This is a genomic window from Alteromonas gracilis (genome assembly GCF_036870955.2).
Classification (GTDB): domain Bacteria; phylum Pseudomonadota; class Gammaproteobacteria; order Enterobacterales; family Alteromonadaceae; genus Alteromonas; species Alteromonas gracilis_A.
In genome coordinates this window covers 946,786-962,179 of sequence record NZ_CP145482.2, presented here as the reverse complement: position 1 = coordinate 962,179, position 15,394 = coordinate 946,786, and the positions used below count along the sequence as shown (strand labels likewise).

Genomic DNA, 15,394 nt, shown 5'->3' with positions numbered 1-15,394 from the left:
ACTTATGTAGATGGCTACACGACGTGTGCACTTCCTTGTCTAAATGCTAAACACTTTGCTGCAAAAACGTACGGCAAAGGTCAACACGCTCTAAACGGCTACCAAAATCTCTACTTTATAAGGCAGATACCTGCTTCGCCATCTACTGATACAGTCTTTGCAATTTTATTTTTATTACAGCATTCCCTCTTTTTTTTAAATGCACAAGATTAAACCTCAAAAGAAGTGTTAATAAATATGTAAAACCTAATATTGCAACTACATATGAAAAGCAAAAAAAAACCCACCTTACGGTGGGTTTTCTAAACTTATTAACAATGGGTCTTACTCTGGCAACACATCATCTTCTTGCTGAGGAATTGCTTCATCTGCCTGCATTGTCTTAGATAGCAGAAGCTCCTGACGAATCTTAGTTTCTATTTCGTTGGCAATTTCAGGGTTCTCTTTAAGGAACTTCATTACGTTCGCTTTACCCTGACCAATGCGATCGCCCTTGTAGCTGTACCATGCGCCCGCTTTATCTACTAACTTTTGCTTGACGCCTAGGTCAATAAGTTCAGCTTCTTTGCTAATACCTTCACCGTAGCGGATCATAAATTCAGCTTGCTTAAACGGAGGTGCTACTTTGTTCTTCACAACCTTAACGCGAGTTTCGTTACCCACTACCTCATCGCCTTCTTTAACTGCACCAATACGGCGGATATCTAGACGTACAGATGAGTAGAATTTAAGTGCGTTACCACCAGTAGTAGTTTCAGGGTTACCAAACATAACACCAATCTTCATACGAATTTGGTTAATGAAGATACAAAGCGTATTTGAACGCTTGATGTTTCCTGTAAGTTTACGCAGTGCTTGCGACATAAGACGTGCTTGAAGACCAACGTGAGAGTCACCCATGTCACCTTCAATTTCTGCTTTCGGTGTAAGTGCCGCTACCGAGTCAACAATAACCACATCTACCGCGCCTGAGCGTACTAGCATGTCGCAGATTTCTAACGCTTGCTCACCCGTATCAGGCTGAGATACAAGTAGCTCATCAATGTTTACGCCAAGCTTTTCGGCATACACAGGGTCAAGCGCATGCTCGGCATCAACGAACGCACAAGTTTTGCCTTTCTTCTGTGCTTCAGCGATAACCTGAAGAGTTAGCGTTGTTTTACCTGACGACTCTGGACCATAAATTTCTACAACACGACCACATGGCAAACCGCCTATACCCAACGCAATATCGATGGTAAGTGAGCCCGTTGAAATAGCTTCAATATCCATGGCTTGGTTGTCGCCCAAGCGCATGATTGCACCTTTACCAAATTGCTTTTCAATTTGGCCAACTGCGGCGGTTAAAGCTTTTGATTTATTATCGTCCACGTCATTATCCTCTAGGATTAGCGGTTAAATTCTTTATTAAGTAGCGTTGTTATCAATAACACTACCAAATGATGACTGCATTCTATACTGTACAAGCATACAGTTTCAACCGGTGTTTTTATTTTTCACTCAACATTTTTATCAAATGGGTGATGGCAAAGGAAATTGCAGCACATCGCACCTGGTCACGATCGCCACTAAACACCTGTTTTATCTGTGCTGTGCTATCACCACAAACAAACCCAAACCAAACGGTGCCCACCGGCTTTTCATCACTACCGCCCCCCGGCCCGGCTATTCCACTAACCGTTACCGCCAGCTGCGCACCACTTTTACTACACACGCCTTGGGCCATTTCTTTTACCGTTTTCTCTGATACCGCACCATATTGCTCAAGTGTTTGCAGAGTAACGCCAAGCTCGCGCTGTTTTGCGTCATTAGAATAGGTCACCCACGACTGATTAAACCAATCTGAACTGCCAGCAACGCTTGTAAACGCAAAGGCAACTCCGCCCCCTGTGCACGACTCTGCTGTAGAGACCGTCCACTTTTTTTCCCTTAACACGTCGCCTAGCGCCAAGACTTGTGCAGTTAATGCGCTATCAAGCTGTAAAGGGCTAGCGTTTGCATTAGATTCAGTTGAAAATGTCGAATTCATAACGTTATACCTGATTACACCTGTTGTGCTTTTATAAGTATGCGCTTTGCAAGGTTGTTCTTTATAAGCATACGCTTTATAAGATCCATGCTTGATCTTAATGGCCGTGAGTTTATCATTTATTCCCTTCAACAGGCATTAAACCCAGCAACAAAATTACAGAGGCTTTTTTTGGAATCACATACTCCCATGATGCGCCAATACCTTACTATTAAGGCGCAGCATCCGAATATTTTATTGTTTTATCGCATGGGTGACTTTTACGAGTTGTTTTATGACGATGCCAAAAAAGCTGCCGAGCTGTTGGATATTTCTTTAACCGCTCGAGGTAAGTCAGGCGGTGAGCCTATTCCTATGGCGGGTGTGCCCTATCACGCGGTTGAAAGTTACTTATCTCGCCTGGTTAAAATGGGCGAATCTGTTGCTATTTGTGAGCAAGTAGGCGACCCAGCAACCAGTAAGGGCCCTGTAGAGCGTGCTGTTCAGCGTATTGTAACGCCTGGCACAGTAACCGATGAAGCACTCTTAGAGGAACGTCGTGATAATATTCTAGCGGCGGTGTGCGGCCACAGCATGCACTACGGCCTTGCTACCCTTGATGTTACCAGCGGACGCTTTGTGATTTTTGAAAGCGACAGCGATGAAGGGCTTCTTGCCGAAATACAGCGAGTAAACCCCGCCGAGTTGCTTTACCCAGAAGGGTTTGAGAGCCTAGCGCTGATTGAAAACCGCAAAGGGCTTCGCCGTCGCCCGGAGTGGGAATTTGATATAGACACGGCTAACGAGCAGCTAAATGCGCAGTTTGAAACAAAAACCCTCGACGGCTTTGGTATCAAAGGGGTCACTAAAGGCTTAGGTGCCGCAGGGTGCGTTTTACAATATGTAAAAGATACTCAGCGAACTGCATTACCGCACATTCGCCGTATTCAAACCGAGCAGCAAGACAGCCGAGTACAGCTTGACGCCGCCACACGCAGAAACCTAGAGCTTACTCACAATCTATCTGGGGGTCAGGAAAACACCTTATTTAGCGTAATGGATACCACCACTACGGCCATGGGTAGCCGTATGTTACAGCGCATAATCCATTCACCGCTTACTGACCAGCATGAGCTTCATAGCCGTTTGGATGCAGTAGAGACCTTTATTAACGATGACCCAGAAGACATTCGCGGCGCCCTAAAACACATCGGAGACATAGAACGTATTATGGCGCGGTTGGCGCTTCGCTCTGCTCGCCCTCGAGACTTTGCGCGTTTGAAAAATGCGTTTAACGCACTGCCTGATTTGCAAGATGCCCTTGGCCGTTTCGATACAGGGCAAGTAAAAAGTATCAGCGAAATCATTGGCACTTATCCTGAACTACAGGCGTTATTGAACGAAGCCATCATCGACAACCCACCTGTAGTCATCCGCGATGGCGGTGTCATTGCTGAAGGTTACAACGCTGAACTTGATGAGTTGCGCAAACTTTCGCAAGGTGCGACCGACTACTTAGATGCTATGGAGCAGCGAGAACGCGAGCGCACTGGAATTTCTACCCTTAAAGTGGGCTACAACAAAGTGCACGGTTTCTTCATTGAAATAAGCCGAGCAAATAGTGCCTTAGCGCCAGCAGAGTATATTCGCAGACAAACCTTAAAAAATACCGAGCGCTACATCACGCCCGAGTTAAAAGAGCACGAAGACAAGGTACTTAGCAGCCAAGGCGCGGCGCTTGCACTTGAAAAGCAGCTTTACGAGGCGTTATTTGATAACTTCGCGCCTTATCTTAATAACCTGATTGAAACTGCATCTGCGTTGGCAAAACTTGATGTGCTCTGTTGTTTTGCAGAACGTGCGCTCTCGCTTGACTGGCACCGTCCGCAGTTAAGTCACGAATGCGCGCTAGCTTATGACGCTGGTCGTCATCCTGTTGTCGAAAATGTCATGAAGGACCCGTTTATCGCTAACCCTCTTGTGCTTAACGATACACGACGAATGCTAGTCATCACAGGTCCTAATATGGGCGGTAAATCGACATACATGCGCCAAACGGCGCTCATTGCATTACTGGCCTGTATCGGTAGTTTTGTGCCTGCTGAAAATGCGCATATTGGAAAGATAGACCGTATCTTCACCCGCATTGGTGCCTCTGACGATTTGGCGTCTGGACGTTCAACCTTTATGGTGGAAATGACAGAAACCGCGAATATCTTAAATAATGCCACAGAACACTCACTGGTATTAATGGATGAGATTGGTCGCGGAACCAGTACGTACGATGGCTTATCCTTGGCGTGGGCGTGTGCCAGTTATCTCGCAAAGCAGCTAAATGCATACACGTTATTTGCAACGCACTATTTCGAACTTACTGAACTGCCTGATTCTCAGCCAGGCGTGGTAAACGTTCATCTTGATGCCATAGAGCACGAAGATACCATTCGCTTTATGCACACGGTGTCAGAGGGCGCTGCCAGTAAGAGTTTTGGTTTACAAGTTGCACAGTTAGCCGGAGTTCCTAAACCGGTGATAAAAGCTGCGCAGCAAAAGCTCGCTATTCTTGAGTCGTCGCACATAATGAGTAGCGATGAGGAGAAAAAAACGAGCCAAAGTACCTCTGCTAAATCCAAGGGGTCTTCTGTCGTCGGTCAAGCCGAAATGCTGTTCCCGGATAAACCACATCCAGTTATAGAAGCCCTAGAGAACTTAGCGCCAGACGAACTATCGCCTCGCCAAGCACTTGATCTTATCTATACATTAAAACGCTTAAGCCAATCTTAAGCGCATACAAATTGTGCATCATGTGGGCAAATTGATTGTCTGCCCACATGATTTTGCGTATACTATCGCCCCGTCCAAAGTGTAGCTGGTTTTGTTCTAAACTCAGCCTATATTTACCATACAACCCAAACGTTCTAGGTTTCGCATGACAAATTATATTTTCGTCACAGGTGGTGTAGTTTCATCGCTAGGTAAAGGTATTGCTGCAGCATCGTTGGCCGCAATTCTTGAAGCTCGCGGTCTCACCGTAACCATGTTAAAACTCGACCCATACATCAACGTCGACCCAGGCACTATGAGCCCTATTCAGCATGGTGAAGTATTTGTTACTGATGACGGCGCTGAGACCGACCTTGATCTTGGTCACTACGAGCGTTTTATTCGCACCCGCATGACTAAACGCAACAACTTCACTACCGGTCGCGTGTATGAAGAAGTATTGAAGCGTGAACGTCGAGGTGATTACCTTGGTGCTACTATTCAGGTTATTCCTCACATCACTAATGAAATCAAGCGCCGTGTAATTGAAGGTGCTGAAGGTCATGATGTCGCTATTGTAGAGGTAGGCGGAACGGTAGGTGATATCGAATCACAACCTTTCTTAGAAGCTATTCGTCAGCTAGGTACTGAAGTAGGCCGCGAACGTGCGATGTTTATGCACTTAACGCTAGTACCTTATATGCCTGCATCAGGTGAAGTAAAAACTAAGCCTACTCAGCACTCTGTAAAAGAGCTTCGCTCAATTGGTATCCAGCCAGACATCTTAGTATGTCGCTCAGTGGGCGCGTTGCCAGCCAGCGAGCGTTCTAAAATTGCACTTTTCACGAATGTTGCAGACAAAGCCGTTATTTCATTGAAAGACGTAGACAGCATCTACCGCATTCCAGCGGCGCTTAAAGCACAAGGTATGGACCAGCTAGTGGTAGACCGCTTTGGCTTAGAGTGCAACGAAGCAGACCTATCTGAGTGGGAACAAGTACTTTACGCTGAGTCTAACCCTACAGCTGAAGTAAACATTGGTATGGTAGGTAAATACGTCGAGCTACCAGACGCCTATAAGTCAGTTAACGAAGCGCTTAAGCACGCAGGCCTTAAAAACCGTCTGACCGTGAATATTCATCACATCGACTCACAAGATGTGGAAAGCAAAGGCACACAAATTCTAGAGCAGTTAGACGCTATCTTGGTACCTGGCGGCTTTGGTGAACGCGGCATTGAGGGTAAAATCGCAGCAGCCCGTTATGCCCGTGAAAACAAGGTGCCTTACTTAGGCATTTGTTTAGGTATGCAAGTCGCGCTTATCGAATACGCACGTAATGTGGCAGGTATGGAAAACGCAAACAGTACTGAGTTTGATACTGAAACACCATACCCAGTGGTAGGCCTTATTACAGAATGGCTGGACGCGGCAGGGACTACCGAAACCCGTACAGAACAGTCAGACCTTGGTGGCACAATGCGCCTAGGCAGTCAACTTTGCCACCTTATTGAAGGCACCAAAGTGCACGAAATGTATGGCAGTGCTGAAATTTACGAACGTCACCGCCATCGTTACGAAGTTAATAACAATTTGCGTGACCAAATTGAAGCTGCGGGTTTAAAAGTAAGTGGTTTGTCCACTGATAAGCGACTTGTAGAAGTTGTCGAAATCCCTGATCATCCATGGTTCATTGCGGGCCAATTCCACCCTGAGTTCACTTCAACCCCTCGGGATGGACACCCATTATTTACTGGTTTTGTAGCTGCGGCTGGCAAATACCAGAAAGAAAATCACTAATTTCTAATAAAGGGGCGCTCTCTCCCGTTGCGCCCCAATCAATTGTTGAGGAAAAAACATGGCGAAAATTAGTCGCATTATCGGACGCGAGATCTTAGATTCTCGTGGTAATCCAACAGTAGAAGCAGATGTATATTTAGAGTCTGGCGTTATGGGCCGTGCTGCAGCACCTTCTGGTGCCTCTACTGGTAGCCGCGAAGCACTAGAACTACGCGACGGCGACAAGTCTCGTTACCTAGGTAAAGGTGTAACAAAGGCAGTTGCAGCAGTTAACGATACCATCGCGCCAGCACTTATCGGCAAAGATGCATTAGCACAAGCTGACATCGACGGCATCATGATTGACCTTGATGGTACAGAGAACAAAGAAACCCTTGGCGCGAACGCAATCCTAGCGGTTTCACTTGCAGTAGCGAAAGCAGCGGCCGCTGAAAAAGGCGTAGCGCTTTACGAGCACATTGCAGACCTAAACGGTACATCTGGTCAATACTCAATGCCAGTACCTATGATGAACATCATCAACGGTGGTGAGCACGCTGACAACAACGTCGATATTCAAGAGTTCATGGTTCAGCCTGTTGGCGCGAAGAGCTTCAAAGAAGCACTACGTATGGGTGCAGAAATCTTCCACGCACTTAAGAAAGTACTTTCTGCTAAAGGCCTTAACACGGCAGTTGGCGACGAAGGTGGTTTTGCGCCTAACCTTAGTTCAAACGCTGAAGCACTAGCGGTAATCGTAGAAGCAGTTGAAAGTGCTGGCTATAAAATGAATGAAGACATCACGCTTGCACTAGACTGTGCGGCGTCTGAATTCTACAAAGAAGGCAAATACGTACTATCTGGCGAAGACAAGAGCTTTGATTCAGAAGCGTTCGGTGACTATCTTGCTGACCTTTCTTCACAGTACCCAATCGTTTCTATTGAAGACGGCCTAGATGAAAGCGACTGGGACGGCTGGGCAAGCCTAACTAAGAAAATTGGTGACAAAGTACAGCTTGTTGGTGACGACTTGTTTGTAACTAACACTAAAATTCTTAAGCGCGGTATCGATAACGGCATTGGTAACTCAATCCTTATCAAGTTCAACCAAATCGGTTCACTAACAGAAACGCTTAACGCAATTAAGATGGCAAAAGACGCAGGCTTTACTGCGGTTATCTCTCACCGCTCTGGTGAAACTGAAGATGCCACAATTGCAGATCTTGCCGTAGGTACAGCCGCAGGCCAAATCAAAACGGGTTCACTATGCCGTTCTGACCGTGTTGCTAAGTACAACCAGCTACTTCGCATTGAAGAAGCGCTTGGCGATGCAGCTACCTATAAAGGTCGTAGCGAAATCAAAGGTCAGTAATACTGCCTTAGAAGCAATACAAAGCCGCTAACATTAGCGGCTTTTTTGTGCGCACTTTTTAATCTAAGTAGCATGAAGCAACGAATCTTGCTAGGGTTAAGAAAAGACTAATAAGTATCCGACCCCCAATGGCTGTAGGCGACAAACTTTCTCACTCTCAAGTTGGCTTTTTTAATGAGGCAGGCGAACTAGGCGCAAGCCATCCGCAGTTCAATGAGATATGTACGGCCTTGTATGAAAGAGAGGTTATCTCTCTTGCCCACAGTGAAATAACGAACCTTTCATTACTGAAGCGTCGAATGGGCGGCCTACCCTATCACGTAAAAGCGATTGCGAGATACATGGTCAACAACGACACTTCAACTAACCCATCGCCGCTAAAAGTCGACACACACAACGGTAGCTGGTATGCGAAACAATCGCAGAAATGCCCAGGAATAAATCACTTAGATGACACCGAAAAACGTAAAATTTGGTATAAGAAAAATGCAGAATATGGTCTCGTTGTACCCGTTTTAGTGTTAAGTATAGAGGGTTCGCATATTGAGCTTGATTCAATTGATATGGTCAATCAAGACAACACACAACTTCACCTCAATAAGAGTGGGTGGTTTGCAAATTCAGGGGAGAACATTAATTCATCCACACAGCTTGACGACTTTTCTTCACCTAAGGCTCTTTCTGTTCGTAACAAGGTTTTACTTCGACCTTCAAAACCGATAATAACTGCTGCATGCTGTGGCCATGCATGGAGCTTTAAATCGAAGCGTTCACCTCGGGCATTGACCTTACGTGAAATGCGTTTATCGACCCAAATCAACTGGAAGAACTTTACGCGGCCTAACAAATAATGCGGACAAATGAGAATAAAAACCCTATTAAAAAGCATAAAAAACCAAAAACAACCCACGCCCGTACGCCATCAATTTAGTACAAACATCCTAACTACTACTAATAGTGCAACTACTAAGTATATCGAATTGTGAAAAAAGCCAAATAATCATCTCTGCGACCAAACATATTAGGACAAACATCCTAAATAATTAAAATGTGACTTTTATACACTAAAAATATAGTCATTATAGAAATCAATGGTTGACCTGTTGCGCTCACATGGTTACATTGTCGCTATCAACTTGGTCAGCAAAGAAACAACAGCACATGCGTACTCGTTTCATTCTTCTATCTCTACTCCTTATGGCAGCCAGACTGCACGGGTAGATTGCGACCAGCGATTAAACATACAAAAACCCGTGCCAAGCACGGGTTTTTTTTTAACTATTCAACTGAGAGAGCGTCATGACAAATCAAGTGAAGATCTTTGATACCACATTGCGAGACGGCGAGCAGGCACTGCCTGCCAGCCTAAGTGCCAAAGAGAAGTTACAGATTGCACTGGCGCTCGAACGCTTAGGCGTTGATATTATTGAAGCAGGATTTCCTGTATCGTCGCCAGGAGACTTCCGTTCTGTACAAATGATTGCAAAGGAGGTTAAAAACTCTATTGTTTGCGGGTTATCTCGTGCATTGCCAGGTGATATTGACGCATGTGGACAAGCATTGAGCGTTGCAGAACAGTTCCGAATTCACACCTTTATTGCGACGTCTGAAATTCACGTAGGCGCCAAACTTCGAAAGTCTCAAGACGAAATTGTAGAGATGGCGGTAAAAGCAGTAAAACACGCCAGACAATATACCGATGACGTAGAGTTTTCGTGCGAAGACGCCTAGCCGTACTCATATCGATTATTTATGTCGCATGGTTGAAGCCGCCATTGAGGCGGGTGCTACAACCGTCAACATCCCAGATACCGTAGGCTACACCACACCAACTGAGTTTGGCGGCATTATCCAGCAATTATTTAATCGCGTCCCTAACATAGACAAAGCAACTATCTCTGTACATTGCCATAACGATTTAGGGTTAGCGGTAGCAAACTCATTGGCTGCGGTAGAGCAAGGTGCGAGACAAGTTGAATGCACCATCAATGGTATCGGCGAACGTGCCTATAATGCATCACTTGAAGAAATAGCCATGATCTTACAAACCCGTAAGAACATGCTAGGTTTTGACACCAATATTAACTCTACTGAGATTTCACGTACATCGAAGCTGGTCAGCCAGCTTTGTAATATGCAGGTTCAAGCCAACAAAGCTATTGTAGGGGCAAATGCATTTAGTCACTCTTCGGGTATTCACCAAGACGGTGTCTTAAAAGCGCAAAACACGTATGAAATTATGACCCCGGAAAGTGTGGGCATAAATAAGAACAACCTTAATCTTACCTCTCGCTCGGGTCGCCATGTGATCAAACATCGCTTAACCGAGCTTGGTTATAAGACTGAAGATTACGACTTAGAAGCAGTCTATGACGCCTTCTTAAAGTTAGCTGATAAGAAAGGCCAAGTGTACGACTATGACCTTGAAGCTTTGTTGTTCTTTGACAAACAAAAACACGACCAAGCGCACTTCCAGCTGCTTTATCTTCAAGCGAACTCAGGGCGTGAAATTATCCCAAGCGCTACAGTAAAAATGAAAGTGGGCACTGAAGAAATTACCCAATCCAGCATTGGTAACGGCCCGGTAGACGCGGCTTATAAAGCCATTATGTCTATACTAGGTCACGAAGACTTAGAAGTTGTCGACTTTAAACTAGATTCAAAAGGTGAAGGTGCCGACGCCTTGGCACAAGTGAGCGTTATTGCCACTTACAAAGGCCGCCGCTTTCACGGTATTGGCCTTGCCACAGACATCGTAGAAGCAGGTGTAAAAGCACTGATATTTGTACTAAACAACACTTATTTAGCTGACAAAATCGATCAGCAGAAAAACCAACAAGAACGCGTTGCAGGAGTTTAAATGAGCCAGTATTCAATTGCCGTATTAGCCGGAGACGGTATCGGCCCAGAAGTTATGCAGGAAGCCAACAAGGTTTTAGATGCTGTTGAAAAGAAGTTTAACGTCACCCTAAACCGCACTGCATACCCGGTAGGTGGCTACGCCATTGATACTGAAGGCGAAGCCTTGCCCTCAAAAACGCTGTTAGGTTGTGAGCAAGCCGATGCCATTTTATTTGGCAGTATTGGCGGCCCTAAGTGGGACACGCTACCACTTGAACAGCGCCCGGAACGTGCTGCGCTACTTACCCTTCGCAGCCATTTTGACTTATTCAGTAACTTACGCCCAGCGCGCATTTATCCGGGCCTTGAAAGCTTGTCTCCGCTTCGCGAAGACATTGCCAAATCAGGCGTAGACGTTTTGGTAGTGCGCGAATTAACAAGCGGCATTTATTTTGGTCAGCCAAAAGGCCGTGAAGGTGAAGGCGAAGAAGAGTTCGCCTATGACACTATGCGCTATAGCAAACGTGAAATTCGCCGAATAGCTATTGCAGCATTTGAAGCGGCGCAAAAACGTCGCGGCAAAGTTACCTCCGTAGACAAAGCCAACGTGTTGGTAACCAGTCGTTTATGGCGTGAGATTGCAGAGGAAGTCGCAAAAGACTACCCGGATGTTGAGCTTGACCACATCTATATCGATAACGCCACCATGCAAATTATGAAAAACCCGGCGCAATTCGATGTCATGCTATGTTCAAACCTTTTTGGTGATATCGTTTCTGATGAATGCGCCATGATGACAGGCTCTATGGGCTTGTTACCATCGGCAAGTATGAACGAAGATGGCTTTGGTCTTTACGAGCCAGCAGGCGGTTCAGCGCCTGATATTGCAGGCCAAGGTATAGCAAACCCTATTGCACAAATTTTATCAGCCGCCATGATGCTGCGTTTTAGCTTGAACTTAGGTAATGCAGCAGACGCTATTGAAAAAGCCGTTGTTGCAACATTAGAAGCAGGTGTACTTACAGGCGAGTTACTCCCTTCTGACAAACGCAGCCAAGCGGCGAGCACGTCTCAAGTAGGCGATGAAATCGTTAAACAATTAATGGCGCAGGAGTAAAACACCCTCATGGCCAAGACCTTATATGACAAAGTGTGGCAAGCCCACATTATCGACCAAATTGGTGAAGACAGCTTAATTTATATAGACCGCCACCTAATTCACGAAGTGACATCGCCTCAGGCATTCGCTGGCCTCAATGAAAAAGGCCGTAAAGTACGACGTCCTGATCGCACTGTTGGCACCATGGATCACAGTATTTCAACCCGTTCACTGGCAATTGATGCATGTGGCCCAGCCAATGCGCTTCAGTTACAAACCTTGGCAAAAAACTGTGAAGAACACGGCATACAGTTATTTCCAGTAGGTCACCAAAAGCAAGGTATTGTGCACGTCATGGGCCCGGAATTAGGATTAATTCAGCCAGGTATGACAGTGGTATGTGGAGACTCTCACACTGCAACTCATGGTGCATTTGGGGCACTGGCTTTTGGTATTGGTACTTCTCAGGTAGAGCACGTACTGGCTACACAAACGTTGAAGCAAAGCCGCGCGAAAAGCATGCTTATCAACGTAAATGGAAAGCTTCCAGTGGGTATTACCGCAAAAGACATCATTCTTGCCATTATCGGTAAAATTGGCCATGCTAGCGCTACTTACCATGTCATTGAATATGCGGGCGAGGCCATTCGGGGTTTAAGCATGGAAGAGCGCATGACCGTATGTAATATGAGCATCGAAGCGGGTGCTAAAGCTGGTCTTGTTGCACCAGATGAAAAAACCTTTGCTTATCTTGAGGGGCGTGAATACGCACCTAAAGGCCAAGACTGGGAAGACGCAGTCGCTTACTGGAAAACCCTTTACACCGAAGAAGGCGCTACCTTTGACACTGTCGTTGAGCTTGAAGCGGCAGATATCGCGCCTCAGGTTACGTGGGGAACCAATCCAGGCCAAGTAATTGGCGTAAATACACCAGTTCCAGCGCCAGAAGATTTCAACGACCCAATTGAAAAAGAAAGTGCGGTAAAAGCACTTAAATACATGGGTCTACAACCGGGCGAAAAACTTGCCGACGTTGCCGTTAACCACGTATTTATCGGCTCGTGCACTAACGGACGTATTGAAGACATGCGCGCCGCAGCGCAAATTGCCAAGCGCGGCAAAGTAGCCAATTCAGTAACAGCTATAGTGGTTCCAGGGTCGGGTAATGTTAAGCGCCAAGCAGAGGCCGAGGGTTTAGATAAAATCTTTATCGATGCGGGTTTTGAATGGCGTTTGCCGGGCTGCTCAATGTGCCTTGGAATGAATGACGACAAATTAGTAGCAGGCGATAGATGTGCTTCTACCAGCAACCGTAACTTTGAAGGCAGACAGGGCCGCGGTGCACGCACTCACTTAGTAAGCCCTGCAATGGCAGCGGCTGCGGCGATTACTGGTCGCTTTGCTGACGTACGAGATTATCAGGAGTAAGTTATGTCTGAACAAGGTTTTACACAACACACAGGCATTGCTGCGCCACTTGACCAAGCTAATGTCGATACCGACCAAATAATTCCAAAACAGTTTCTAACCTATGTAACTCGTGCAGGCTACGGCAAACATTTGTTTCACGACTGGCGCTATTTGGATTTAGAAGAAAAAGAACCAAACCCTGCGTTTGCGTTAAACAAGCCAGAGCACAAAAGCGCAAGTCTGCTGCTGGCTCGCGAAAACTTCGGCTGTGGCTCAAGCCGCGAACACGCGCCATGGGCGTTGGCCGATTTTGGTTTTAAAGCGGTAATTGCCACCAGCTTTGCAGATATCTTTTACGGTAACTGCATCAATAATCAGTTAGTGCCAGTGGCGCTATCAAGCGAACAAATGGACGCTTTATTTGCTGCGGTAAAAGCTGATCCAGCAACTAAGATTACTGTTGATCTTCCAGCGCAATCTGTGAACTTCAACGATATTAGTTTCAGCTTCGATATTGCCGAGCATCATAAAAATAACCTAATTAAAGGTTTAGATGCTATTGGTCAAACGTTAGAGCTTACAAGCGCTATCGAGACTTTTGAGAAGAATCAGCCAGCATGGCTGTAGATTGCGATAGCTTATAGGCAACATCGCTTAAACTTTATATTTAATGGCAATGCATTAAAAACGGCATGCACGCATTACTAAACGCGGTGTATGTCGTTTTTTTCGCATATACTACGTCTAATTGATTCAAAAAAAGACGAAACAACTCACCTTTTTCAGTGGATTATCGTAGCATTCACACCTATTGTAAGTAATATTAAGTGGTCAAACCAAGACCTAGCAGGAGAGATGATGCTAGAACAAGTACCTATTGATGAATTGATACCAGGGATGTACGTCAATCAAGTACTTGAACAAAAAGGCGCACTAAAAATGCGCTCTAAAGGGATTGTAAAGACACAAGCCATTATCAACGCGTTAAAAGCTAAAGGTATTTTAGTGCTAGAAGTAGACATGGCAAAGTCAAAGCTTCCCGAAACAAAAACCTCAACGCCTTCTCTAGCAACTCAAGATAAAGTTAATGAAGACAGACCTAAAGCAGTCGCCAAGCCCGTTGGCAGAGAGTCCATCAGCGAGGCGAGCGACCTTTACGAAAATGCACTGACAATACAAAGCAGCTTTTTGAAAGGCCTCAAAAATGGTGCGGTGAAAGACCTATCACCTATGGAGTCGTTATCTGAAAGCCTAATAGAAAGTGTTTTCGACAATAAAGACGCGCTCAGCTGCCTAACGATGATAAAAGAAACCGATAAGTACTTATTGGAACACTCAATAAATTGCAGCATCTTAGGCGGTATATTTTGCGAGTACCTCGGTTACGACAGAGATACCATCGAACAAGTCAGCTTAGGTATTTTGCTGATGGATATTGGCATGTCATCGCTCCCAGATGAAATTAGAAACAACACTGGAAAGTTCTCTAGTGATGATTGGGAAGTCATGAAAACCCATGTGGAAATTGGTGTAGACCTTGTTGAGCAATGCGGCGAAATATCAGACTTATCTCTCAACATTATTGAACAGCATCATGAACACGTGGACGGCAGCGGCTATCCGAAAGGCCTTGCTGGTGAAGAGATAAGTGAATTTGCGCGTATTGCAGCTATTGTAGACGCGTACGATGCCATGACGTCCAACCGCAAACACAAAGACAGTATTACACCAACTCAGGCGCTTAAGCGCTTGACGAATTCAGAGCATCTCGACCAAGATTTGGTTAAACAGTTTATTCAATGCATTGGCGTGCACCCAGTGGGCTCACTGGTAAGATTAAAAAGTGGCAAGCTCGGTATTGTCAGTAGAGTTAACCCGAAAGATCCTGTAAGTCCTCAGATAATGACGTTCTATAGTGTTACGTCTCAGCATTTCAATGAAGTGAAACGCATTGACTTAGCCGTTCACGACGACGAAATTGTATCAGGTGTTAGACCAGAAGAATTCAATTTAAACCTTCCAAAGTTTTTTAAAGATGTCTTCGTAAACCAAATGCCTCTCTAGATTTCATCTACCTTAGTCGTCAATAAAACTAAAAAAGGCCACAGCGATAAACGCATGTGG

11 protein-coding genes and 1 pseudogene are annotated in these 15,394 nt (G+C 45.5%); 10 read left to right on the top strand and 2 right to left on the bottom strand.

Features of this window, described 5'->3' with window-relative positions; genetic code table 11:
- Nucleotides 1-324 precede the first annotated feature (324 nt).
- On the bottom strand, nucleotides 325-1,371 hold the full coding sequence (gene recA, locus V6N89_RS04645) for a recombinase RecA (protein ID WP_338516544.1): 1,047 nt from the start codon (nucleotides 1,369-1,371) through the stop codon (nucleotides 325-327).
- A 118-nt stretch (nucleotides 1,372-1,489) separates the two neighbouring features.
- Nucleotides 1,490-2,029 carry a CinA family protein gene (locus V6N89_RS04640; protein WP_346993480.1) on the bottom strand — a complete coding sequence of 180 codons (540 nt, stop codon included), beginning with the start codon at nucleotides 2,027-2,029 and terminating at the stop codon, nucleotides 1,490-1,492.
- Between the two features lie 189 nt (nucleotides 2,030-2,218).
- Between V6N89_RS04640 and mutS the strand changes: the two genes are divergently transcribed.
- From mutS to V6N89_RS04590, 10 genes and pseudogenes are all read left to right on the top strand, one after another.
- Nucleotides 2,219-4,792: a DNA mismatch repair protein MutS gene (gene mutS, locus V6N89_RS04635; RefSeq protein ID WP_346993781.1), complete on the top strand. Its 2,574-nt coding sequence runs from the start codon at nucleotides 2,219-2,221 to the stop codon at nucleotides 4,790-4,792.
- A gap of 145 nt (nucleotides 4,793-4,937) precedes the next feature.
- Nucleotides 4,938-6,569, top strand: a complete 1,632-nt coding sequence (locus tag V6N89_RS04630; protein ID WP_338516543.1) for a CTP synthase — start codon at nucleotides 4,938-4,940, stop codon at nucleotides 6,567-6,569.
- A 58-nt stretch (nucleotides 6,570-6,627) separates the two neighbouring features.
- On the top strand, nucleotides 6,628-7,920 hold the full coding sequence (gene eno, locus V6N89_RS04625) for a phosphopyruvate hydratase (RefSeq protein ID WP_338516542.1): 1,293 nt from the start codon (nucleotides 6,628-6,630) through the stop codon (nucleotides 7,918-7,920).
- A 128-nt stretch (nucleotides 7,921-8,048) separates the two neighbouring features.
- Nucleotides 8,049-8,771 (top strand): hypothetical protein, encoded by a 723-nt coding sequence (locus tag V6N89_RS04620; RefSeq protein ID WP_338516541.1) that lies wholly within the window; start codon nucleotides 8,049-8,051, stop codon nucleotides 8,769-8,771.
- A gap of 240 nt (nucleotides 8,772-9,011) precedes the next feature.
- A complete protein-coding gene (locus V6N89_RS04615) occupies nucleotides 9,012-9,245 on the top strand; it encodes a hypothetical protein (protein WP_226432370.1) in 234 nt (77 codons plus the stop codon).
- Nucleotides 9,220-10,780, top strand: a pseudogene (leuA, locus tag V6N89_RS04610) (2-isopropylmalate synthase). Before V6N89_RS04615 ends, leuA begins: the two are co-directional and overlap by 26 nt.
- Nucleotides 10,781-11,878 carry a 3-isopropylmalate dehydrogenase gene (gene leuB, locus V6N89_RS04605; protein ID WP_338516540.1) on the top strand — a complete coding sequence of 366 codons (1,098 nt, stop codon included), beginning with the start codon at nucleotides 10,781-10,783 and terminating at the stop codon, nucleotides 11,876-11,878. It abuts the pseudogene before it with no gap.
- A gap of 9 nt (nucleotides 11,879-11,887) precedes the next feature.
- A complete protein-coding gene (gene leuC / locus V6N89_RS04600) occupies nucleotides 11,888-13,288 on the top strand; it encodes a 3-isopropylmalate dehydratase large subunit (protein ID WP_346993479.1) in 1,401 nt (466 codons plus the stop codon).
- 3 nt (nucleotides 13,289-13,291) lie between these two features.
- Entirely contained in the window at nucleotides 13,292-13,897 is a 606-nt protein-coding gene (gene leuD / locus V6N89_RS04595) for a 3-isopropylmalate dehydratase small subunit (protein ID WP_346993478.1), read from the top strand.
- Between the two features lie 231 nt (nucleotides 13,898-14,128).
- The gene (locus tag V6N89_RS04590; protein ID WP_338520220.1) at nucleotides 14,129-15,334 is read left to right on the top strand and encodes an HD-GYP domain-containing protein; all 1,206 of its coding nucleotides are present in this window, start codon (nucleotides 14,129-14,131) and stop codon (nucleotides 15,332-15,334) included.
- Nucleotides 15,335-15,394 lie beyond the last annotated feature (60 nt).